19 protein-coding genes are annotated in these 22,264 nt (G+C 70.4%); 9 read left to right on the top strand and 10 right to left on the bottom strand.

Annotation, left to right across the window (positions count from 1 at the left end):
* Positions 1 to 97: 97 nt before the first annotated feature.
* The gene (locus AB0I66_RS21915; protein WP_363209589.1) at positions 98 to 1,699 is read left to right on the top strand and encodes an MDR family MFS transporter; all 1,602 of its coding nucleotides are present in this window, start codon (positions 98 to 100) and stop codon (positions 1,697 to 1,699) included.
* 17 nt (positions 1,700 to 1,716) lie between these two features.
* Here AB0I66_RS21915 and AB0I66_RS21910 read toward each other — a convergent pair whose 3' ends face one another.
* From AB0I66_RS21910 to AB0I66_RS21885, 6 genes are all read right to left on the bottom strand, one after another.
* Entirely contained in the window at positions 1,717 to 2,994 is a 1,278-nt protein-coding gene (locus tag AB0I66_RS21910) for a nucleotide disphospho-sugar-binding domain-containing protein (protein ID WP_363209588.1), read from the bottom strand.
* 34 nt (positions 2,995 to 3,028) lie between these two features.
* Entirely contained in the window at positions 3,029 to 4,162 is a 1,134-nt protein-coding gene (locus AB0I66_RS21905; RefSeq protein ID WP_363209587.1) for a glycosyltransferase, read from the bottom strand.
* A gap of 44 nt (positions 4,163 to 4,206) precedes the next feature.
* Positions 4,207 to 5,394 carry a nucleotide disphospho-sugar-binding domain-containing protein gene (locus tag AB0I66_RS21900; RefSeq protein ID WP_363209586.1) on the bottom strand — a complete coding sequence of 396 codons (1,188 nt, stop codon included), beginning with the start codon at positions 5,392 to 5,394 and terminating at the stop codon, positions 4,207 to 4,209.
* A 28-nt stretch (positions 5,395 to 5,422) separates the two neighbouring features.
* Positions 5,423 to 6,619: a methyltransferase domain-containing protein gene (locus AB0I66_RS21895; protein WP_363209585.1), complete on the bottom strand. Its 1,197-nt coding sequence runs from the start codon at positions 6,617 to 6,619 to the stop codon at positions 5,423 to 5,425.
* 20 nt (positions 6,620 to 6,639) lie between these two features.
* Positions 6,640 to 8,874, bottom strand: a complete 2,235-nt coding sequence (locus AB0I66_RS21890; RefSeq protein WP_363209584.1) for an activator-dependent family glycosyltransferase — start codon at positions 8,872 to 8,874, stop codon at positions 6,640 to 6,642.
* A 103-nt stretch (positions 8,875 to 8,977) separates the two neighbouring features.
* Entirely contained in the window at positions 8,978 to 9,571 is a 594-nt protein-coding gene (locus AB0I66_RS21885; RefSeq protein WP_363209583.1) for an NAD(P)H-dependent oxidoreductase, read from the bottom strand.
* Positions 9,572 to 9,839: 268 nt separating this feature from the next.
* On the opposite strand from AB0I66_RS21885, the gene AB0I66_RS21880 reads away from it, so the two are divergent.
* The 5 genes from AB0I66_RS21880 to AB0I66_RS21860 all read left to right on the top strand — a co-directional run bounded on the left by AB0I66_RS21880 (position 9,840) and on the right by AB0I66_RS21860 (position 13,587).
* Positions 9,840 to 10,280: a DUF6278 family protein gene (locus AB0I66_RS21880; RefSeq protein WP_363209582.1), complete on the top strand. Its 441-nt coding sequence runs from the start codon at positions 9,840 to 9,842 to the stop codon at positions 10,278 to 10,280.
* A 121-nt stretch (positions 10,281 to 10,401) separates the two neighbouring features.
* The gene (locus AB0I66_RS21875; protein ID WP_363209581.1) at positions 10,402 to 11,145 is read left to right on the top strand and encodes an amino acid ABC transporter ATP-binding protein; all 744 of its coding nucleotides are present in this window, start codon (positions 10,402 to 10,404) and stop codon (positions 11,143 to 11,145) included.
* 16 nt (positions 11,146 to 11,161) lie between these two features.
* On the top strand, positions 11,162 to 12,067 hold the full coding sequence (locus tag AB0I66_RS21870) for a glutamate ABC transporter substrate-binding protein (protein WP_363210037.1): 906 nt from the start codon (positions 11,162 to 11,164) through the stop codon (positions 12,065 to 12,067).
* Positions 12,068 to 12,076: 9 nt separating this feature from the next.
* Positions 12,077 to 12,721, top strand: a complete 645-nt coding sequence (locus tag AB0I66_RS21865; RefSeq protein WP_363209580.1) for an amino acid ABC transporter permease — start codon at positions 12,077 to 12,079, stop codon at positions 12,719 to 12,721.
* On the top strand, positions 12,718 to 13,587 hold the full coding sequence (locus tag AB0I66_RS21860) for an amino acid ABC transporter permease (RefSeq protein WP_363209579.1): 870 nt from the start codon (positions 12,718 to 12,720) through the stop codon (positions 13,585 to 13,587). Before AB0I66_RS21865 ends, AB0I66_RS21860 begins: the two co-directional genes overlap by 4 nt.
* Positions 13,588 to 13,624: 37 nt before the next feature.
* Here AB0I66_RS21860 and AB0I66_RS21855 read toward each other — a convergent pair whose 3' ends face one another.
* The 3 genes from AB0I66_RS21855 to AB0I66_RS21845 form a co-directional block, all read right to left on the bottom strand.
* Complete coding sequence (locus AB0I66_RS21855) at positions 13,625 to 15,220, bottom strand: CocE/NonD family hydrolase (RefSeq protein ID WP_363209578.1); 1,596 nt, start codon at positions 15,218 to 15,220, stop codon at positions 13,625 to 13,627.
* Between the two features lie 138 nt (positions 15,221 to 15,358).
* Positions 15,359 to 16,522 carry an Ig-like domain-containing protein gene (locus AB0I66_RS21850; RefSeq protein WP_363210036.1) on the bottom strand — a complete coding sequence of 388 codons (1,164 nt, stop codon included), beginning with the start codon at positions 16,520 to 16,522 and terminating at the stop codon, positions 15,359 to 15,361.
* A 182-nt stretch (positions 16,523 to 16,704) separates the two neighbouring features.
* A complete protein-coding gene (locus tag AB0I66_RS21845; RefSeq protein WP_363209577.1) occupies positions 16,705 to 17,463 on the bottom strand; it encodes a hypothetical protein in 759 nt (252 codons plus the stop codon).
* A 104-nt stretch (positions 17,464 to 17,567) separates the two neighbouring features.
* Here AB0I66_RS21845 and ggt point away from each other — a divergent pair, with 104 nt between their 5' ends.
* The gene (ggt, locus tag AB0I66_RS21840; RefSeq protein WP_363209576.1) at positions 17,568 to 19,391 is read left to right on the top strand and encodes a gamma-glutamyltransferase; all 1,824 of its coding nucleotides are present in this window, start codon (positions 17,568 to 17,570) and stop codon (positions 19,389 to 19,391) included.
* A gap of 54 nt (positions 19,392 to 19,445) precedes the next feature.
* Here ggt and map read toward each other — a convergent pair whose 3' ends face one another.
* On the bottom strand, positions 19,446 to 20,213 hold the full coding sequence (gene map / locus AB0I66_RS21835) for a type I methionyl aminopeptidase (protein WP_363209575.1): 768 nt from the start codon (positions 20,211 to 20,213) through the stop codon (positions 19,446 to 19,448).
* A 60-nt stretch (positions 20,214 to 20,273) separates the two neighbouring features.
* Here map and AB0I66_RS21830 point away from each other — a divergent pair, with 60 nt between their 5' ends.
* Positions 20,274 to 20,534, top strand: coding sequence for a helix-turn-helix transcriptional regulator (locus AB0I66_RS21830; protein WP_363209574.1), 261 nt, complete (start codon positions 20,274 to 20,276; stop codon positions 20,532 to 20,534).
* Positions 20,535 to 20,687: 153 nt separating this feature from the next.
* Positions 20,688 to 22,250 carry a hypothetical protein gene (locus AB0I66_RS21825; RefSeq protein WP_363209573.1) on the top strand — a complete coding sequence of 521 codons (1,563 nt, stop codon included), beginning with the start codon at positions 20,688 to 20,690 and terminating at the stop codon, positions 22,248 to 22,250.
* The last annotated feature ends 14 nt before the right edge of the window (positions 22,251 to 22,264 follow it).

The following is a 22,264-nucleotide window of genomic DNA, read 5'->3' as shown; positions in this document are numbered from 1 at the left end:
GTGTACGTTGTATTTGCCGCTGGATACGTCGTACACAAACGATCGGGTATTCCGCTGTACGCGGCCCGTGTCCACCACATTCGATTGGGGAGTCGCGATGGCGACCACAGAAGCCGGAGAACCGGACACCAGGGCAAGCGAACCAAGGTCCCCGGCGCGCCAACGGTCGCTCTACTTCGGTGTCTTCGGGCTGATGCTCGGCATGTTTCTCGGCATGCTCGACGGCTTGATCGTCGGCACCGCGCTGCCCACGATCGTGGGCGACCTGGGCGGTCTCGACCGGCTCTCCTGGGTGGTGACGGCCTATTTGCTCGCCACCGCCGCCTCCACACCGATCTGGGGGAAGCTCGGCGACATGTACGGCCGCAAGGGCTCGTTCATGACCGCGGTCGTGATCTTCCTGGCCGGCTCGATGCTGTCGGGGGCGGCCCAGGACATGAACCAGCTCATCGCTTTCCGGGCCGTCCAAGGACTCGGAGCGGGCGGCCTGATGGTCGGCGCGCTGTCCATCATCGGCGTACTCGTGCCGCCGCGCGAGAGCGGCAAGCTGCAGTCCATGCTCGGCGTGATGATGCCGGTGGCGTACATCTCCGGGCCGCTCATCGGCGGGTTCTTCACGGACCATCTGAGCTGGCGCTGGGTCTTCTACATCAACGCACCCCTCGGGGCGATCGCCCTGGTCGTGGTGGGCCTCGGCATCCGGCTGAATCGTGAGCGCTCCAAGGCGAAGATCGACTACTCGGGCGCGACGCTCCTCGTCACCGGCGTCCTGGCGCTGACGCTGCTCTCGACGTGGGGCGGCAACAACTACGAGTGGATCTCACCGGAGATCGTCGGGCTCGCCGCCGTCGCGGCCCTGTCGTTCGCCTGGTTCGTACGGGTGGAGAAGCGGGCCGATGAGCCGCTGATCCCGCCGCGGCTGTTCGGCGACCGGAACTTCACCGTCGTACAGGTGCTCAGCTTCCTTGTCGGCGCGGTGATCTTCGGCGCGACCAACTACCTGCCGCAGTACATGCAGTTCGTGCAGGGGATGTCGCCGACCGCGAGCGGCATGCTGCTGCTGCCCCTGATGTTCGGCATGCTGGCCGTGCAGATCACCGTGGGCCGGCTGATCAGCAAGACGGGCAGGTACCGCATCTACCCGATCCTCGGCGGGGTCTTCAGCGTGGCGGGCACCCTGGTCCTGCTGTTGCTCCGGGTGGACACTCCGGTGGCCCTGGTCTCCGGCCTCACCCTGGTGCTCGGCCTCGGCCTCGGCTTCATGATGCAGAGCACGGTGCTCATCACGATGAACAGCGCGGAGCCCCGCGACATGGGCGCGGCAAGCGGCTCCGTCACGCTGATCCGTACGCTCGGCGGCTCGCTGGGTGTCGCGGCCCTCGGCGCGGTGTACGTGAACAACCTGGCGGAGGAGCTGACCGCCCGGCTCGGCTCCGCGGAGGGCAAGCAACTGTCCGAGGACGGCAACAGCATGACTCCCGAGCTCTTGAAGGCCATGCCGGACCGGATCCGGGACGCCTACGAGGCGGCGGTCACCAGCGGTCTGCAGGGCACCGTCATCGGTGCGGCAGCCCTGGCGGTGCTCATGTTCGGGATCTCCTGGCTGATCCGCGAGGTCCCGCTGCGGACGGAGACCGGGCAGGAGCCCGGGGGCGCGACGGAGGAGGCGGAGCATGCGGAGAAGGCAGGGAGCGCCTGACGGACACTCACGGTGTTTCAGGTCCGGTGTTCCGCGGTCAGCCGCTCCAGGACGGGGACGATGTCGTGCGGGCTCGGTGTGGCGAGCATGTCCTGACGCAGACTCCGGACGCCGTCCAGAAACGACGGATCGTCCAGGATATCGACGAGCTGCTTGCGCACGGTGTCCACGTCGAAGGGGTCATTGTCGATGACCAGGCCCGCGCCCTGTTCGGCGATGTAGCGTCCGATGTCGGTGACGTGCGGTCCGTCCTCCGCGCAGACGAGCTGCGGGACCTGGTGCGCGACGGCGGCGGCGAACGTCCGGCCGCCGCCGTGGTGCACGACGGCCGAACAGGTGGGCAGGAGCAGGTCGAGGGGGACGTACTCGATGACGCGCACGTTGTCCGGCACGGTGCCCACGTCGGCGAGCTGCGAGTCGTCGAGCGTCGCCACCACCTCGATGTCCAGGCCGGACATCGCCTCCACGAGACCGGAGAGCGGAAACCTGCCGGCCCCGGCAAAGGACTTCCGCATGCTCACTCCTGCGGACAGCGCCACGCGTGGCCGCTGCGGCGCCTCCCAGAGCCACTTGGGGAGCGCGGCGGAACCCGTGAACGGCACCGACCGGACCGGTACGTAACGCAGGTCCACGGGCAGGCGCATCCGCGTCGGCATGGGGTCGATGCTCCACTGGCCGACCAGCAGGTCCTCGGAGAACTCGAGCCCGAACCGACCGAGTGAAGCGCGCATCCGCTCGGCCATCGGGTCAGAGCTGGAGCCGGACTCCACACCGGTGAGCCGCAACTGCTCCCGGGTCCAGCCGATGTCGTCGACCGACCACAGGAAGCGGGCGTGCGCGGCACCGCTCGCGCGGGCGGCGACGGCACCGGGAAAGAACATCGGGTCCCAGATGACGAGATCGGGGCGCCAGGAGCGGGCGAAGGCGACCAGGTCGTCCATGGACGTGGTCCCGGTGGGCGCGGAAGGCGGGACGGTGAAGAACTTCATGAACGCACTCAGCAGGGGGCGCGGAGGCAGCGGCTTGCGCGCGTGCCACGGAGGGGACGTGTCCTGAAGGGCGTCGCCGAGCGCAGTGAGCAGGGTGGTGCCTGCCTCCGTCTCCTCGGCGATCCCGGCCAGCAGGCCCTCCTCTCCGATGGGGACACACGTGAGACCGGCTCCGGTGACGGTGTCGACGAGCTCCGGGGGAGTGGCGACCCGGACCTGGTGCCCCGCGCCGATCAGTGCGCCGGCCAGCGGGACGGCCGGATAGAGGTGCGCCGTGGCCGGCACCATCGCGAACAGTGTTTTCATGCCAGATCTCCGTTGGCGGGTGGCGGGTGGCGGGTCAGAGCCGTTCCAGCTCGCGGACCACGTCGGAGGGAAGGGGCAGCCCCGCGATCTCCCGCGCGAGCACGCGCGCGCTGCGCCGGAAGGAGGCGTCGCCCAGGATTCTCTCGGCGGCCGCAGCGGTGTCCCGCGGACTGTCCTGGCCCGGCACAAGGGTCAGGGCGGAGCCCTGGGCCGACAGCCGCCGCGACGTGGGGATGGCCAGCGGGCCGTTGGGAAGCACGAGTTGGGGAACACCCGCGTTCATCGCTGTCATCATGGTGACCCCGCCCCCGTGATGGATCATGAGGTCCGTGGTGGGCGCGACGACGTCCAGCGGGAACCAGCCAGACCGGATGGCCGGGGATTCGGCGCGCAACTCGGCGGCGATGTCCTCCGGTGCCGCGACTACCAGCTCCACGTCCAAAGCGCCGATGGTCTTCGCCATGTCGCGCAGGAAGGTGAAGCTGTTGTCGTGGCCACGGAGCGAGGCCCTGCTCCCCGACGTCAGACAGACGCGGGGCCGGTCTCCCCTGGCGTACATCCAGGGTTCGAGGATCTGCTGCTGATTGCCGGGCCTCCAGCGCATCAGCTGCGCCGGGGGCGCGCCCGGAGGCCGCAGTGCCGGTGGGCAGATGTCGATGAGCAAGTCGGGCTCCGGAAGCCGGTCGAGGCCCATCTCCCTCAGTTCGGGACGGAGTTCCTCGTCGGCGCCGGGGTGGATCGTGTCCGCGTCGGAGATGTCCCACGCCTGGCGTACGACGGGGATGCCGAGGCGTGCGCCGAGCAGTCCGGCCGCGTACGACATCGTGCCGCCGACCACGAGGTCCGGCCGCCAGTCATGTGCCAGGTCGATGAGCGGCCCGAAGTTGGCGGCGGCCATCCGCGCGAAGGCCCGTCCGGCGAACGGGCCCCCCTCGGCGGGGTCGGTGGGCAGGGTGAGCTCACGTCCCGACCGGTCCTTGCCGATGAATTCCCACAAGGGGCGTTCGGTCAGGGGCACGGCCGGCAGCCCGACACCCACCACGGCGGGCATGGCCTGGGCGTGAGCCGCCATGAAGACCTCGTGGCCGCTGTTGCGGGCCGCGGTGGCGAGCGGTGCCAGGGCGTAGACGGTCGCCGAACTGCCGGAACCGACAAAGAGAATGCGCATGAGGTGTCCCACCCTTGAGGCCGGTGAACCGGCGGTGATCTTCTCTACTGGGCTCGGCGGCCGGTCTTCGCGAGCTGCTCCAGGTCGGTGACGACACGCGCAGGCGACGGCATGCCCTCCATCTCCGCGCGCAGTTCGTGGGCGGCCTTGGCATATCGGGGCTCCGTGAGCAGTTCGGTGAAGGAGTCCCGCAGCGACCGCGGGTCGTTCTGCGCGTCGGCGTCGTCCAGGGCGATGCCCGCACCCGAGTCGGCGATCCGGTCGCCGTGCGCGAACTGGTCGGCGAACTGCGGCAGCACGAGCTGCGGCAGGCCGAAGGCGGTGGCGGTCATCGCCGTGCCCGCGCCACCGTGGTGGACGACCGCGTCGCAGGTGCGGAGCAGCAGGTTCAGTGGCACCGGGTCCACCAGACGCACCGAGCCGGGCAGTGGTCCGAGATCGTCGCGATGACGGGCGTCGACTGTCGCGAGCACCTCGACGCCGGGCCGGTCGCCGAAGGCCTGAAGCATGCGGCGGACCAACGGCACACCGTTCATGTCCAGAGTGTGGCCGCCGAGCGTCACGGCCACCCGGCGCACGCCGGGATCGGCACGGTGGTGAGCGAGCCACCGGGGCAGCCCGCCGTTCCCGTTGTACGGCACGTGCCGGATCGGGGCTCCCGTGGTGGTGGCGGGCAGTTGTAGCGAGGGCGGGCAGGGGTCGAGCACCAGGTCGGGGCCGGGCAGCTCCGCGAGGCCGAGCCGCTCGCACATCGACCCCAGGGCCTGTCGCGCCCGGGTGTGCGCGAGGTCCGACATGGGGTCGACCCCCCACCGGTGGCGCACGACCGGGGCGCCGGTCAGCGTCCCGACGATCGGTGCGCTGAACTCCAGCGGATCACACACCACCAGGTCGGGGCCGAAGAACCGGGCCATCTCCAGGTAGGCCTCGCAGAGGTAGCGGGTGTGCAGGGACCAACCTGTACCGGCGCCCGTCATCCCCTTCTCGATGTCGGCGCGGGAGGCGCTCTCGATGGGGCGCCTGCCGTCCTTTGCGGCACCGGAGAGGAAGTCCTCCACGTGATAGGCGGGCCCGATGCTCACGCCGTTCAGACCCGCGGCCGCGACCGCGGGCAGCACATCGGGCTGGCCGGCCACCAGCACCTCATGACCCGCGGCCCGCAGTGCCCAGGCCAGCGGGACCATCGGGGTGAAGTGCGTCGGGACGGGGGTGGACATCAACAGAACGCGCATCGGGTCTCCTTGGGTGGCGGTGGAGCTCTCAGTCCGCGGGGCGCCGACCCCAGGCGGTGACCAGCAGAGCCGTCAGGTCCCTTGCGGCGGGCGTGCCGAGAGTGCCCAGGAAGTCGGCGAGCTGTTCGGCCGTCACCAGGCCGCTGTCGACGAGGTTCTGTCCCTCCTGCCGCATCCGCAGCCCGATCAGTTCGTCGTCGGCCGGTGACTGCCCGGGGCCCGCGGCGGTGAGGTGGGTGCCGACCGAAGTGAGGCCGGTGCGGGTCAGGGCGGCGGGCAGCCCGCGCGCCCAGCTCATGTCCGCGCCGACGGCCTTCATACGGTCCACGTAGCCGCGCAGCAGAGCGCGGCCGACGGCGGTGGGTGCTTCGTCGGCGGGCATGTAGTAGAAGTCGCCCACGACCAGCCAGCCGCCCGGCGCCAGCCAGCCGCGGGCCCGCGCGAGTGCGGCGTCGGGGTCCCGCAGGTGCTCGAGCGTGGCGCGCGTGAAGACGAGGTCGAACGAGTCCGGCGGGAATTCCAGTTGGTCGATGTCGGCCTGCCGGACGGTCAGGTTGGCGGCGTGCCCGGCGTCGAGGAACGTCGTGTCGGCGTCGACGGCGAGCACGCTGCCGCGGTGCGCCCGCTCGGCGAGCCACCGGCTCATCGAGCCGGCCCCGGCGCCCAGTTCGAGGCAGCGCCAGGCCGGATCGAAGGGCAGGCCGTCGAGGACCTCGGCGGACGAGGGGTCGTACTTCTTCTCGAAGAGCCGGAGCTGGCCGAGCGGGGACATGACTCCGGTGGTCAGCGAGCCCGTACTTCCTGCACCCGCCGCCGGCCCGGCCGCCCCCGCGTAGGCCTGTTCCTGCCTCGTGCGGTTCGCCGGGGCGTCCACGCCGGCGCGCAAAGAGTCCTCGGTCAGCCACTGCGGTGGGTTGACGAAGGACGTGTGCGACACGACACCGGGCCGTTCGGACAGGGTGCGCAGCGGGCTGTCGGCAGGGCAGCTCTCGGCCGCGGCGGCATGGTGCTTCTCCTCGGCCCACTCGACGCAGCTGACCACCGTCGTACCGTCGGGGCTCAGGTGGAGCCGGGCCGAGAGGAAACCCTCGCGCCCGCCGACCCACCCCCGCATTTCTGCGGCGAGCAGGTCGACGAGCGCCTGGGCCGTCTCGGCCGCGTCGGTGCGCAGCTCCTCGCAGACGACGTGACCAACGGGCGGGCAGCTGACGGGGGTAGACGTCATGACCGCCTCCTCCGGCGGTGTCACTTGCGGTGCCGCGCGGTCAGTTCCTCGAGCACTGGCACGATGTCGCCGGGGCTTGGGACGGCCGCGGCCTCGTCGCGCAGCTCTACCGCACCCTGAAGGAAGGACGGCTCCTCCAGGAGGCGCACGATCCCCTCCCGTAGCCGCTGCGGGCCGAACTCCACGCTGTCGACGACCAGTCCCGCACCCCGCTCGGCGAGGTGCCCCGCGATCGCCTTCTCGCCCCAGAACTCCATCGGCACCACCAGCTGCGGCACGGCGTGGGCCACGGCGGCCGCGAACGTCCCGCCGCCGCCGTGGTGCACCACGGCCGAGCAAGAGGGCAGCAGCAGATCGAGCGGGACGTAGTCCGTCATGCGTACGTTGGCGGGGATCGGCTTTTCCGACGCGTACCGTTCCGCGTCCAGCGTCGTCACCAGCTCGATGTCCAGGTCGGCGACCGCGTCGAACAGCTCGGGCAGCGTGACACCGCTCTCCTGGAACAGCTGCTGGCCGCGCCCTCCCACGCCCAGGGTCAGGCACACCCGGGGCGCGCGCACCGGCTCGCGCAGCCAGTCCGGCAGCGCGGACGTCCCGTTGTAGGGCACCCGGCGCACCGGCACCTGGTCAACATCGAGCGGGAGACGCAGGCCGGGCAGTGTCGGGTCGATGGTCCACTGGCCGAGCAGCAGTTCCTCCTCGAAGGCGTACCCGAACTTCTCCAGCATGGGCGCCATCAGGTCGGTCACGGGGTCCGCCTCGGTGGGCCTGGCCGCGAGCCGCTCCCGCGACTTCGCGCGCAGCCAGGCGATGTTGTCCCGGCCCCACAGGAGGCGGGCGTGCGCGGCGCCCGATGTCTTGGCGGCGACCGGGGCGGCGACGCTGAACGGGTCCCAGATCACGAGGTCAGGGCGCCAGCTCTCGCAGAACGCGACCAGGTCCTCCAGGGCGCCGCGGGACACGTGGAGCCGGCTCAGGGTCTCGGCCCACTTCCGGGCCCACAGCTCGCCGTCGCCGTTGTCCTCGCCCACGTCCAGGGAGAGCTGGGAGTTGAGGACGTTGAGCATGTCGGGGTTGGTGGCGAACTCGATCACACGGGTGAGCTGTTCCGTGACCCCGACCGGCACCGTCGTGAGCCCCGCGGCGCCGACGGTGTCCGTCATGCCGGGGTGCACGGCCACCCGCACCTGGTGGCCCGCACCCTGCATCGCCCAGGCCAGCGGCACGATCGGATGGATGTGGGACACGCCGGGGAAGGGCACGAACAGGACACGCATGCCCGTCTGTCGCGCCACCGCCCGCGCCACGGGCGACACGGCGGTCGTCACGTCACCACCCAGCTGGTCGCGCAGCGAGTCCTCCAGTGAATGCCGGGGCTGCCAGCCGAGCACGTCGCGGGCCCGGGAGATGTCCACCTGCTGCCACTCGGCCCCACCGACACCGGCCCCCTGCTCGGCGGGCCGCTCACGTACCGCGTCCGGTACGCCGCCGAACGCGACGAGCCGCTCCACGAGATCCCGCACCGGGACGGCCTCTCCCCGGCCGATGTTGAAGACCCGGCCCACGGCCTGCTCACCCGCGTCGGCCACGGCGAGCACCGCGTCGGCGACGTCGCGCACGTCCACGTAGTCGCGGCGGGCGACGAGCGGGGTGACCTCGAGCGGCGCCGGCACCTCAGCATCCCTTGTGTGCCGCGCGACGTGGGCGGAGACGAGGCCGAGCAGACTCGTGGGAGGGGTGGCGGGGCCGCAGACGTTGACGATCCTGAGCACGGCGGCCCGCAGCCCGTCCTCGCGCACGGCCTTGAGGACGGCCTGCGAGCCGAGCAGCTTGGTGCGCCCGTAGGCGGTGATGGGCGCCGTCTCGTGGTCCTCGGCGGTGCTGGTGCCCTCGGGCGCGGGACCGTACTCGTGCACCGTGCCCAGTTGGATGAGCAGCGGTCCGTGCGCGCAGCGGGCCACCGCGTCGGCGAGCCGGGCGGTGAAGTCGGCGTTGATCCGCCGCATGCCGTCCTCGTCGGACTGCCAGGCGATCCCCGCCGCGTTCACCACGATGTCGGGGCGGGTGTCGGCCAGCAGCCGGTCCAGCCGCGCGGGCTCGGCCGCCGCCAGATCCAGGGTGACGGACGAGCCGTCGCCTGACGCGTTCCGCGCCACGCGTACCGTCTCGATGCCCGCCGCCTCGAACGCCGCCGCGATCCGGCGGCCCAGGAACCCGGTGCCGCCGAGTACGAGTGCTCTGCGCTCTGTGCTCATGTAGATCCTCCTCGGAAGGGCCGCCGGGAATCCACGCGGCCGGAGATGACACAAGTGAGGGGCGCGCGGTCTCCCACGCGCCCCTGACCTGAGGTGGGTGACGTCAGACGATGTACGGGTTCCGTACGCGCGCCTCGCGCAGTACGTCGGCCCACCACACGAGCCGGTCGAGCAGCTTCTCGGCGGCGGCGTCGCTGCCCTCGGGGCTGACCGGCTCGCCCTCCTTCTCGAAGTCCGCCCACGCGTTGTGGAAACTGAGCGACTCCCGCACGGTCATGGAGTGGACCTCGGAGAAGATCTGGCGCAGGTGCTCCACAGAGCGCAGACCGCCGCCGACACCGCCGTAGGAGACCAGGCCGACGGGCTTGGCCACCCATTCGGCGCGGAACCAGTCGATGGTGTTCTTGAGCGATGCCGGAACGGCGTGGTTGTACTCGGGCGTCACGACGACGAACGCATCGGCCTTGACGAGCCGCGCCTGGAGACCGCTCCATACGGCGGCGACCTCCGCGGGCGCCTGCTGGCCGAAGGCCGGCATCTCCAGCGGCAGCGGGTGGTCGAGGAGGTCGATGACCTCGGCATCGACGTCCCCGTGCAACTCCGCCTGCCCGGCAAACCATTCGGCCACGGTGGTACCGAACCGACCACCGCGGACGCTGCCGATGATGATGGCCAGTTTGATCGGCTTCTCAGGCATGCATAAACCTCTCGGGACGTGAGTGCCACAGGCAGTGGGCTGGCGGCTGGCATCAACGGTCTTCGGGCCGCTGATGGGAGTCAACGCACTTCACCTGGAATTGACACAGCTCTGTCCTGGTCTGATCCCTGGCCGTGTGGGGCTACTGGCCGACGCGCTCCCGCAGTTCCCCGCCGCGTGGCCGGATTCGCATCATTCCGTGATCAACTGACGCAAGTTACATTCGTTGGACCGGGGGAGCAGAGGCACCCTCACGGAGAGGCCGATCATGAACATCTCCTTCTTCGGCAGGTGGCGCAGGCAGCAGTCCGCCGACCGGAGCCCAGGACTCGCCACGGCGTTCGGCGAGGATCCGGCCGGGGTGGCCGAACTCCTCGCCGAATGCGAGCTGCTGCGCTCCCAGGCGGCCACCGCCGGGCTCGAACTCGACGATTCCCCCGCCTCGTTGACCGCGCTCGACCAGCTCCTGCCGCGTTGGCGCGATGATCCCGAGCTGTTGCCGTGGCTCGGCAACGACGCGGGGCTTTACCTCGGTTCGGTCATCGTCCGTGTGGTGCCCGGCGCCACCTGGCACGTCTGGCCCGGCGGCAGCCCCGTCGTGCTGCTGGCGTCGGGGCGCGAGATCCAGGTGGTCGAGGCGGGGCTCGACTGGGCGGTGACGGGTGCTCCCGAGCTGTCCCAGGTCTACGCGGAGGCGTCGGAGGCGTAGCCGCGGGATGACGTAACTGGAAATACGGTTAATGCCCATACGTGCGTGTCGTCCAGTAAGTCCCGTTTTCGCGTGGATAGTTTGCGCGGACCGACACCGCCGAGAGTGGGCAGGGCAGGGCATGGCCGTCGATCCGCTGATCGAGCTGCGTGATGTGAACAAGTACTACGGGGAGCTGCATGTCCTCCAGGACATCAACCTCACCGTCGGCAAGGGGGAGGTGGTCGTGGTCATCGGCCCGTCAGGGTCGGGGAAATCCACGCTCTGCAGAACGATCAACCGGCTGGAGACGATCCAGTCGGGAGCCATCGCACTGGACGGGCAGCCACTTCCGGAAGAGGGCAAGGCGCTGGCCTCGCTCCGTGCCGACGTGGGCATGGTGTTCCAGTCCTTCAACCTCTTCGCACACAAGACAGTGCTGCAGAACGTCGCCCTCGCGCCGGTCAAGGTGCGGGGCAGGAAGAAGGACGACGCCACGCGGCGCTCCCGCGAGCTCCTGGAACGGGTGGGCCTCGCGTCACAGGCCGACAAGTACCCGGCACAGCTCTCGGGCGGCCAGCAACAACGTGTGGCCATCGCCCGCGCGCTCGCCATGGAGCCCAAGGTGATGCTCTTCGACGAGCCGACGTCGGCCCTCGACCCCGAGATGATCAATGAAGTGCTCGAGGTCATGCAGGCCCTCGCCCGCGACGGCATGACCATGGTCGTCGTCACCCACGAGATGGGCTTCGCCCGTTCGGCCGCCAACCGTGTCGTCTTCATGGACGCCGGCCGCATCGTCGAGGACCGGGCCCCCGAGGACTTCTTCAGCAACCCGGAGAGCGACCGCGCCAAGGACTTCCTCTCCAAGATCCTGAAGCACTGACGGGAGGCCCGCCATGATGCGTACGACACGTCTGCTCGCGGCGCTCGTCCTCGCCGCCTGCGCCGCGACCGCCTGCGGCAAGGAGGGCAGCCCCCCGGTGAAGGGGCCGCAGCCCGACGAACTGCCCGAGTACCAGGTGGCGAAGGGATTCACGCTGCCGGACTCCGGCTCCTGGAAGAAGGCGAAGCGGCGCGGTCACCTCGTCGTCGGCGCCAAGGAGGACCAGCCGTTCCTCGGCGAGAAGAACCCCGCGACCGGCCAGTACTCCGGGTTCGACATCGAGATCGCCAAGATGGTCGCGGCCTCGCTCGGCTTCGAACCCAAGACGACCACCTTCAAGACGATCGCGTCGGCGAACCGCGAGACCGCCCTGCAGAACGGGCAGATCGACTACTACGTCGGCACCTACACCATCAACGACCTCCGCAAGAAGCTCGTCGGCTTCGGCGGCCCCTACTACATGGCGGGACAGGGCCTCCTCGTGCGCACCGACGAGGACGACATCAAGGGGCCGCAGGACCTGGACGGCAAGAAGGTCTGTTCGGCGGCCGGGTCGACCCCCTACCAGCGCATCCAGAAGGACTACCCGAAGGCGATCCTCGTCGCGTACGACACCTACTCGGTCTGCGTCGACAACCTGCTGACCTATCAGGTCGACGCCGTCACCACCGACGACGCCATCCTGATCGGGTACGCGGCCAAGGTGCCCGACGAGCTCAAGGTGGTCGGCAAGCCGTTCTCCAAGGAGCCCTACGGCATCGGCGTGCCCAAGGGCGACAACGCCCTGCGGTTCGCCGTCGACGACGCGCTGGCCGCCCGGGAGAAGAACGGCGACTGGAAGAAGGCCTACGACGCCACCCTCGGCCTCTCCGGGGTCCCGGCGCCGAAACCGCCCGCCATCGACCGCTACCCGGCGAGCTGAGGAGGCGTCGTGGACGTACTGACAGACAACTTCTCCACCTTCGGCAAGGGGTTCCTCGGCACCGTCGAACTCACCGTGTACTCCTCGATCCTGGCCCTGGTGCTCGGCTTCGTGATGGCGTCGTTCCGGGTGGCACCGGTCGGCTCCTTCCGGGCGTTCGGCACCGCCTGGGTGACGGTCCTGCGCAACACCCCGCTGACGCTGCTCTTCTTCGCGGTGCTGCTCGGACTCCCGCGCTTCGGACTCGTCCTGCCCTTCAAGGTGTTCGCGGTCCTCGCGCTGGGCTGCTACACCTCCGCCTTCATCTGTGAGGCACTGCGTTCGGGCATCAACACCGTCCCCAAGGGCCAGGGCGAGGCTGCCCGCAGCCTGGGGATGTCCTTCGGGCAGACGCTGTCGATGGTCGTGCTCCCGCAGGCCTTCCGGTCCGTCATCCCGCCGGTCGGCTCCACCCTCATCGCCCTCGCCAAGAACTCCGCCATCGCGGGCGCGTTCAGCGTCACCGAGCTGCTCGGCACGTACAAGACGCTCAGTGAGCTCGGCTACAACATCATCTGGACGTTCGTCTGGATCGCCGTCGGCTACCTGATCATCACCCTCGCCATCAGCGCCGTGTTCAACGTCCTCGAGAAGCGCTGGGGAGTCGCCCGATGAAAGCCCTCTCCCACGAGTCCACCGCCCTCTACGACGTGCCGGGCCCCAAGACCGAGCGCCGGCACCGGCTCTACGGCCTGCTCTCCACCGTGGTCCTGCTCGCCCTGATCGGCTGGCTCGTCTACCTGCTCTTCGACACCGACCAGTTCACCGCGACCAAGTGGACGCCCTTCGAGTACAAGGGCATCCAGGAGCTCCTCCTCAAGGGCCTGGGCAACACCCTCAAGGCCTTCGCCATCTCGGCGGTGCTCGCGCTCGCGCTCGGCGGACTGCTCGCCATGGGGCGGCTCTCCGACCACCGTCCCGTGCGCTGGCTGGCCACGCTTCTCGTGGAGTTCTTCCGCGCGATGCCGGTCCTGGTGATGATCTTCTTCGTCTTCGTGGCGCTGAAGGTCCAGCCGCTGCCGGCCCTGGTCACCGGACTCACGCTCTACAACGGCTCGGTGCTCGCCGAGGTCTTCCGTTCCGGCGTGAACTCCGTGGAGCGCGGGCAGCGCGAGGCGGCGTACGCGCTCGGGATGCGCAAGACACAGGTCATGACGCACGTCCTGGTGCCCCAGGCCGTGCGCGCCATGCTGCCCGCCATCATCAGCCAGTTGGTGGTGGCGCTCAAGGACACGTCGCTCGGCTATCTGATCACCTACGAGGAGTTCCTCCACGCCGGGAAGCTGATCGCGTCGAACCTCGACTACGATCTACCTTTCATCCCCGTGGTTCTGGTGATCTCGCCGATCTACATCGGGATGTGCATGCTGCTCTCGTGGTTCGCCCAGTGGGTGTCCAGACGACAGCGGCGCAATCCCAAGACCGAGGCCGCGGACGTGGCATCGGCCGAACCAGGGACGCTGCTGCCGGGTCCGCAGTAGCTAAAGGGGCCAGGGCCCACCCGGCAGCAGCCGGTGATCACTGTTCGCGCAGCGGGACCGACACGTACGACGGGTCGGACGCGGGCGAGGAGAAGGTCAGCTGCGCGCCGGACGGGTTGTGCTCGATGTAGAGCGGGTCGACCGTGTCGACCACCAGGGCGAGCTTGTGTCCTGCCGGAACGTCGTAGGCCGTGGAGAACAACTCCAGGTCCACGCCGAACGGCTTGCCGGGAGTCTTGCCGTGGAAGGTGTACGGCGCGTTGCTGACCAGCTTGCCGAGGCCGAGCGGGCCCACGTCGTAGAGGTACGCGACGAGGGTGCCGCTCTCCTTGGTGCTGGTGAGCGTGGTGTGCAGCTTCGCCGTCCCGCGCACCCGCTGGGCCGTGTCGTACTTCTCGGACTGCCAGACGCCCGCGTACCGCCGCGGCAGCAGCGGCATCGAGGCGACCGGCGGGGTCTTGAGGAACTGGTCGAGGGCGTTGGAGAGCAGCACCGTGCCGCCGTTGGCGCCCGAGTCGACGTTCGTGCGGAGCGTCGTGGTGCCCGCCAGGTCGATCTTCTTCTTCGTCGCGCCGACGGACTTCCAGTCGGGGTAGCCCTCGTAGCCGCCCGTGGAGCGGGACTTGAGCTGGACGGGCTGCTCGGTGTCGACGCCGTTCTTCTCGCCCTTGAGGTAGCGGTCGAACCAGCGCTGGGTGGAGGTCCAGGTGTCGTTGGGCAGGCCGAGCAGGCCGGTCAGTTCGGCGGTCGCGTGGTCGCCGGGACGGAATTCGAGACGCTTGGGGCCGGTCAACTGCTCGTAGAACTCGGCGTATTGGTTGGGCGGGAAGATCGTGTCACCCCAGGCGTTGCCCAGCATGACGGCCGCGCCGTTCTTGTTGATCTGGTCGATGTAGGTCGCGGGGGAGCGCTTGGCGCCCCAGGCGATCATCTCGTCCTCCTGGTCCAGGTTGGACGCGAGGAAGTCCTTGAGGGTCTGCTGGAGTTCGGGGCTCGGGCGGCCCGTGAGGATGCCCGCGCCGCCGAGCAGACCGGCGGCCTGGCGGTGCTGGGTGCGGCCGCTGTAGATCGAGTCGATGAGGTCGCCCCAGCCGCTGAGCGCGGCCACGGCCTTGATCCGCTTGTCGTGGCCCGCGGCGAGCAGACTGATGCCCGCGCCGTACGAGACGCCGCCCATGCCGATCTTCCCGGGGTCGGCCGGGGTGTTCTCCAGGGTCCAGTCGATGACCTTCGAGGCGTCGGCGATGTCCTCGGGGCCGCCGGTCTCGATCTCGCCGCCGGACTGCCAGAAGCCGCGCGAGTTGTAACTGACCACGACATAGCCGGAGTTGGCGAGTTTCTGGGCCTGCGCGACGTACTCGACCTGGGGCATGGCCCAACTGGTGGGCAGCACGATCGCCGGGAACTTCTCTCCGGTCTTCGCGCCCCTGGGGGTGAAGACGTTGGCCTTGAGGATCGTGCCGCCGTCACCGGGGATGTCGACGAAGCGTACGTCCGCGGCGCTTGCCGCCCGTGGAGCGGCCGCCGGGGCGGCTTGGGCTGCCGGGGCGAGGCCGAAGGCGGCGCCGGCGACGAGCGTCGCCGACACGGCGCCCACGGTGGTCGTACGCAGAGCCTTGCGCGGTTGTCCCACGGGTCACTCCTTACTCGTGCAAGCAAAGTGACCCGACGGTAACCGCGTCGGCTTACCGGTGGTAACCCGTCGGTAAGTTACGCACCGGTAACGATTGTTGAGCTGTGTACCTTCCCGGCGGGCCCCAGTTGGGCGCGCTCAGTTCAGCGCGCTCTTCGTCTGCCAGTCGGACCAGGAGATGTTCCACTCGCCGTAGCCGTTGCCCGGGTCGGGCACGCCCTTCGAGCCGCTGCCGGAGACCTCGAAGGGGTCGCCGACCTGGACCTGGCCGTAGAGCCACGAGGCGTCGCCGTCGCTCATGCCGATGCAGCCCGAGCTGTGGTTGGTGTTGCCGAAGAACCGGGCGTTCCAGGGGGCGGCGTGCGCGTACATGCCCGACCAGGTCAGACGCATCGAGTTGTCGACCATCTTGTCGTAGGCGTCGCCGAGGCCGACCGTCTCGGAGCGCATGTTGATCGTGCCCTCCTTGGCCATCAGGACGGACGTGCCGCCCCAGGACGCCTTGTCGCCGCCGGGGGTGCCGGCCGACATCGGAACGGTCTTCACGCTCTTCCCGTCACGCACGAGCGTGGCCTGCTTGCTGTCGAGGTCGACCTTGACCTGCTGGCTCTTGCCGACCGTGAAGCCGGTCGCATAGTCACGGACGAACCAGCCGCCGTCGGTGCCCGAGTCGACGCCGCCGAGGCGGGCGTCGAGCTTCACCTTCGTTCCGGACTCCCAGTACTCCTTGGGGCGCCAGTCGATGCGGTCCTTGCCGTCGTAGTTCTTGATCCAGCCCCAGGACCCGGTCGTGTCGTTCGAGGTCGTCACCTTCAGGTGCTTCTCGACCTCCGCCTTGTTCTTCACCGGGTGGTCGAAGACGACCGACAGGGGCTGCGCGACGCCGACCGTGGTGTCCTTGCCGGGGGTCAGGGACAGCTTGTTGACCTGCTCCGGGGCGGCCGTCCTGAAGGAGGCCCGCGCGCTGGTGCCCTCGTCCGTCGTCGCCTTCACCTTGTACGAGATGCCGGGCACCGCCTTGCGGTCCGAGGTCCAGGTGGTGCCGTTCGCGGCGACCTCGCCGGTGAGCTTCGCGCCCTGCGCGTCGGTCACCGTGACCTGCTTCAGCCTGCCGTCGGCCAGTTTCACCTTGACCGGGGAGCCCGCCTTGGCCTGCTTGCCCTGCAAGTTGACGGATATGTCCGGCTTGTCCGCAGATGTGTCGGCTGATGCGGGGGAGCTGCCCGAACAGGCGGTCAGGGTGGCGGTCAGCGCCGCCAGGCCCGCGGCCGTGACCGCGGCCCCGGTGTGGCGGGAGCGTATCGGGCGTCGGCGACTCGGCGAGCTCAGGGGCCTCAAGGGAACGTACCTCCGTGCGAATGTGGAACTGCACGGTGAGAGGGTCAAAGGTCCCGGTGGGTTGCCTCTTGCCCCGAATTTCCCGACTAGGTCACAGAGGCGGCGTATGAGCCGGGCGCGGCCGTCGGCGCTCGGTGAAGTCGCGGCTACTTGGCGCGATGGGACGCGCGCGGTGGAGCGGGCGCCGGAGCCGGGGCCTGCGCGGCGCGCGTGACGTCACCGACGAGCTCGACGACGTCGGCACCGTACGCCTGCGAGTTGACGACCTTCAGGAGCAGCACGAAGGTGTTGCCGCCGTGCTTGCGGGCGAGGCGCTCGTGGTTGCGCGCGAGATAGCGGGTCGCCGCCTGGTTGGTGATCGCGCGCTGGCCGCAGAAGAGGAACACGGGTCTCGCCTCCTGGCCCTGTCCCGCGGTGAGCCGCGCGAGGATCACGTACTCCGCGATGCCGCCCTCCATGCGGTGGCGCTCGCTGCCGATCTGGAAGGCGCCGCGGTCCGGGCCCGGCTCCGGATCGGTGTTGACGCGGACGCCGGGCAGCAGGGAGTGCATGTGCGCGGCCATGCGGCGGTTGACGGTCGGCGAACCGACGCAGAATTCCGTGCGCTCGCCGAAGCTCTGCTGGGCGGCGTCGTGCGCGACGAGCTGGGCGTGCGCCCCGCAGTCCTTGATCAGCGCGGCCAGTTCGAGCAGCGCGAACACGTCGTGGCGTACGACGGTGAGCTCGGGGCCGCCCGCCTCGCGGTTGACCACGAGCAGCGACTCGGAGTTGTCGGGCAGCCCGAAGAAGGCCTGCTTGCGGCGGAGCTTGCGCCGCCAGAGGTAGGTACGGGCGAGCCAGCCCAGCACGGCACCCAGGCCGGCCGCGATCAGGCCGAGGACGATGTTGCGCACGTCTTCAGTCATGGGGGCGCATGCTAGCGGTCCCTAGGACCGGTGTTCGAGGGGGTCCTGACGTGGACGGGACAGCGAAGTTACGCTGCGCGGACGGCTGTTGACTGGAGGTACGGATGCGTCGTGCTGTCGTACGGAATCTGACGCTATTGGCGGTCGGAGGGGTGTTGGTGTCGGTCGGAGCGGCCGCGCCCCCTTCGTTCCCGCGCTCGGCCGAAGCGGCCTCGTCACCCCGTGCATCGACCCCGGAGAAGGTGCCGGTGGCCGTCGGCTCCGGCGGTGCCGTCTCCAGCGTCGACGCGGACGCGTCGGCCGCCGGGATCGAGGTCTTGCGCAAGGGCGGCAACGCGGTGGACGCGGCGGTCGCCACGGCCGCCGCCCTCGGCGTGACCGAGCCGTACTCCGCGGGTGTCGGAGGCGGCGGCTACTTCGTCCACTACGACGCCAAGAGCCGCAAGGTGAGCACGATCGACGGCCGCGAGACGGCCCCGCGCACGGCCGACTCCGGCCTCTTCCTGGAGGACGGCAAACCGATCCCCTTCGCGGACGCCGTCACCAGCGGCCTGGGCGTGGGCACGCCCGGCACCCCGGCGACCTGGCAGTCCGCCCTGGACAAGTGGGGCAGCAAACGGCTCGGCACGCTCCTGAAGCCCGCCGAGCGTCTGGCGCGGGGCGGGTTCACGGTGGACGGCACCTTCCGCTCGCAGACCGAGGCGAACCAGGCGCGGTTCGCCGACTTCCCCGACTCCGCGAAGCTGTTCCTGCCCGGCGGGGCGCTGCCCGTGGTCGGCTCGACGTTCAAGAACCCCGACCTCGCGAAGACGTACGAGCAGCTGGGACGCGAGGGCGTCGGTGCGATGTACCGGGGCGGCATCGCCAAGGACGTCGTACGGACCGTGAACAAGCCGCCCGTGGACCCGGCGTCGGGGCGGGTGGCCAGGCCCGGCGACCTGTCGACGAAGGACCTCAAGGCGTACGCGGTGAAGCGGCAGGCGCCGACGAAGACCTCCTACCGGGGGCTCGACGTCTACTCGATGGCGCCCTCGTCCTCCGGCGGCACGACCGTCGGCGAGGCGCTCAACATCCTTGAGCGGACCGACCTCTCGAAGGCGTCCAAGAAGAAGTATCTGCACCGGTTCATCGAGGCCAGCCGGATCGCCTTCGCCGACCGCGGGCGCTGGGTGGGCGACCCCGCCTTCGAGGACGTACCGACGAAGGAACTGCTCTCGCAGAAGTTCGCCGACTCGCGGGAGTGCCTGATCCGCGACGACGCGGTCCTGAAGAGCCCGCTCGCGCCGGGGAACCCGCGGGACCCCGCCTCCTGCAAGGCGGGTGACAAGGCCGCCCCGACCACGTACGAGGGGGAGAACACCACGCACCTCACGGCGGCCGACAAGTGGGGCAACGTCGTCGCCTACACCCTGACCATCGAGTCGACGGGCGGCAGCGGCATCACCGTGCCGGGGCGCGGGTTCCTGCTCAACAACGAACTCACCGACTTCTCCTTCGCGCCGGCCGACCCGGCCGTGCACGACCCGAACCTGCCGGGTCCGGGCAAGCGGCCCCGCTCCTCGATTGCGCCGACGATCGTCCTGGAGAAGGGCAAGCCGCTGGTCGCGCTGGGATCGCCCGGCGGTGCCACGATCATCACCACGGTGCTGCAGACCCTGACCGGGTTCGTCGACCGGGGCCTTCCGCTCGTCGACGCGATCGCGGCGCCGCGCGCGAGCCAGCGCAACGCCGCCCAGACCGAGCTGGAGCCGGGCCTCTGGGAGAGCCCGCTGCGGGCCGACCTGGAGACGATCGGGCACTCCTTCAAGCAGAACCCCGAGATCGGCGCGGCCACCGGGGTGCAGCGACTGCCCGGCGGGAAGTGGCTCGCCGCCGCGGAGAAGACGCGTCGCGGCGGCGGCTCGGCGATGGTGGTACGGCCGCAGTGAGGCGGGGGCGGGCGGGCCGGTGAGGCCCGCCCGCCGGCCGTCCGTCCTACGGAGTCACAGGGCCGTCAGGATGCGCGGTCCGTCGTTCGTGATCGCCACCGTGTGCTCCGCGTGGGCCGCGCGGCTGCCGTCGTTCGTGCGCAGGGTCCAGCCGTCCGGCGCCGGGTGGTAGTGATCGCTGCCGCTCGCGATCACCATCGGCTCGATGGCCAGGGCCATGCCGTGCCGCAGGGGCATGCCGCGGCCCGCGCGGCCTTCGTTCGGAACGCCCGGGTCCTCGTGCATGCTGCGGCCGATGCCGTGCCCCCCGAAGCCTTCCGGGATGCCGTAACCCGCTGCCCTGCACACCGTGCCGATCGCGTGGGCGATGTCGCCGATGCGGTTGCCCACGACGGCCGCGGCGATGCCCGCCTCCAGGGCGCGCTCGGCGGTCTCCACGAGGCGTACGTCCTCGGGGCGGGGCGTGCCGACGATGAAGCTGATCGCCGAGTCGCCCGCCCAGCCGCCGAACTCGGCGCCGAAGTCCGCGGAGAGCAGGTCGCCGTCGCGCAGGCGGTAGTCGGTCGGGATGCCGTGCACGATCGCGTCGTTCACCGAGGCGCAGAGCACCGCGGGGAACGGAGTGGGGGCGAAGGAGGGGCGGTAGCCGAGGAAGGGCGAGGTCGCGCCCGCGTCCCGCAGCACGGCGTGCGCCACCTCGTCCAGTTCGAGCAGCGAGACGCCGACGCCCGCCGCCTCCCGTACCGCCGTCAGGGCCTGGGCGACGATCCGGCCCGCTTCGCGCATCGCGTCGATAGATGTGTCTGTCTTGAGTTCCACCATGCCAATAACTATACCGGTATGAGAATGGGTTTCTGTGCGGGGACGGACTAGACTGGCCGCATGGTGCGGACCCCCCTGACCCCTGAGGAGCGCGAGCGCGGCGAGCGGCTCGGCCGTCTCCTGCGTTCGGCGCGCGGCGAGCGGAGCATGGTGGAGGTGGCCGCGAGCGCCGGGCTGTCCGCCGAGACGCTCCGCAAGATCGAGACGGGCCGGGCTCCCACGCCCGCGTTCTTCACCGTGTCGGCGCTCGCGGTGACGCTCGGCCTCTCGCTGGACGAGGTCGCCGAGACGTGCGCGCTGGTGCCGCTCGCCCCGGCCTGAGGCCGCACTCCCGCAGCCCTGCTCACGAGGCGGGCAGCGGCGTGTGAGGTGCTGTCGGGCGGCCGGAAAACCGCGTGTAGTCGTCCCGTAACACGTCTGGTGTTATCTTCCGGACCTGAAGACTCCTGGCTCCATGGGGCGGTGCTGGCTCGGATGGCAGTAGGACAACTCCCTGATCAGGTCCGGGAGTTCGCGAGGTACCTGAGAGACCTCCTGGCGCGCCTGGACCCGGGCGCCGGGTGGTGCGGTGTGTTCTGGTCGCGTGACCCCGAGGGGATGCAGGCCTGCCTGGATGGCTCGGAAGTGCCCCCCTGGGACGTCGTGGAGGCGCTGCTGCACGATTTGGCCGCGGGGTACGGGGCGCAGGCCGCCGAGCGCGAGACGGAGCGGGCGAGGGCTCTGCACACGGCCTCGCTGGCCGCGTACGACGCGCGTCCCGGGGGCCGCGACCTGCTCGGCGAGCGCCTCGACATGATGCTCACCGAGCAGCGCTTCGCCGTGGAACGGCAGGTGGAACTGGGCTACTCCCTCGCTGCCGCGGACACACCGGACGAGGTGGAGCGGCTCAACCGCGACCTGGCCTGGGTCCGCGACGACCACGAGCGGGCCACCGCGCGGTGCGCGGAACTCCGGCAGCGCATCGAGCGATTGGACCGGGCGGACCGCCCGCAATGGGTCGACCTCGGGACTCCGCTGTCGGACGACTTCGCGGCGGTGGGGGCGGACGACTTCGCCGACTCCGCTGACTACGACGAGCAGCCACGGAACGCCTTCGGGGCGCCTGCCGCGGAAGACTTCGGAGTCGGTGGTGGCGGCCCTGCCGACGCGCCCGTCGACCCAAGCGCCCGCGTACCGGAGTTCGGTGCCGCACCGGACGGGCAGGACATCCAGACCCCCGATGCGCGCACCCTGTCGGCCGACCCCGCGGCGCGCCCCGAGGAAACCCCCGTCCCCAAGCAGGGCCGCAAGGCACGGGACACGTCCCGCCGTCCGCGCCGGCCCCGCGGCGCCCGGTTCGCGGGGTTCTCCGGGGCGGACGACGGGGGCGCGGACGCGCCCGCGGACGGTTCCGGCGCGCGGACGGCCGCGCAGCCGCCCGCCGCGAACAGCCCGCGCGGCGCGCGGTTCGGGAGCACCGCCGACGAGCCGGACGACAGCGCGCGCCGGGACGCCGCGGAGCCGGACCACGATGCCGAGCGGGCCACCGCCGAAGCCGTCGCCGCGCTCATCAGGCTCCGTGGCGAGGGCCGCAGCGGCGAAGCGCACGGCGTACTCGTCGAGGCCGCGGGCTGGCCCGCGCGGCGCCTGCCCGTGTTCGCCGGCGAACTGCACCGCGCGGGGCTCGGCGCCGACTGGTCGACGCTGCTCTGGGAAGCCGCGTCGCTGCCGCCCGACCGGCTCGTCGCCCTTGCCGACGCCCTCGCCGGGGCGGGCCGCGCCGACGACTGCCGCAAACTGCTGCGGCAGGGAGTCTCCCGGCCCGCCCCGGAGATCGCCGAAGCGGTGCTCGCGCTGATCGACGCGGGCCGCGAGCGCGAGGCCCGCGCCCTGCTCGACGCCTACATCCGCGTACGGACCCCCGAGGACACGGCGGGCTGCGCGCACACCGATCCGTACCGCCTCATCCCGCTGCTCCTCCAGGCGGCGCAGGGGGTTTCGGACGAGCGCCACTGGGACCTCGTACACGCACTGCGTGTGGCCGGATTCAGCGCCTGAAGCACCTGACGCGC

It is taken from the genome of Streptomyces sp. NPDC050439, assembly GCF_040655335.1.
GTDB lineage: Bacteria > Actinomycetota > Actinomycetes > Streptomycetales > Streptomycetaceae > Streptomyces.
This window is presented reverse-complemented; position numbering and strand designations above follow the sequence as displayed.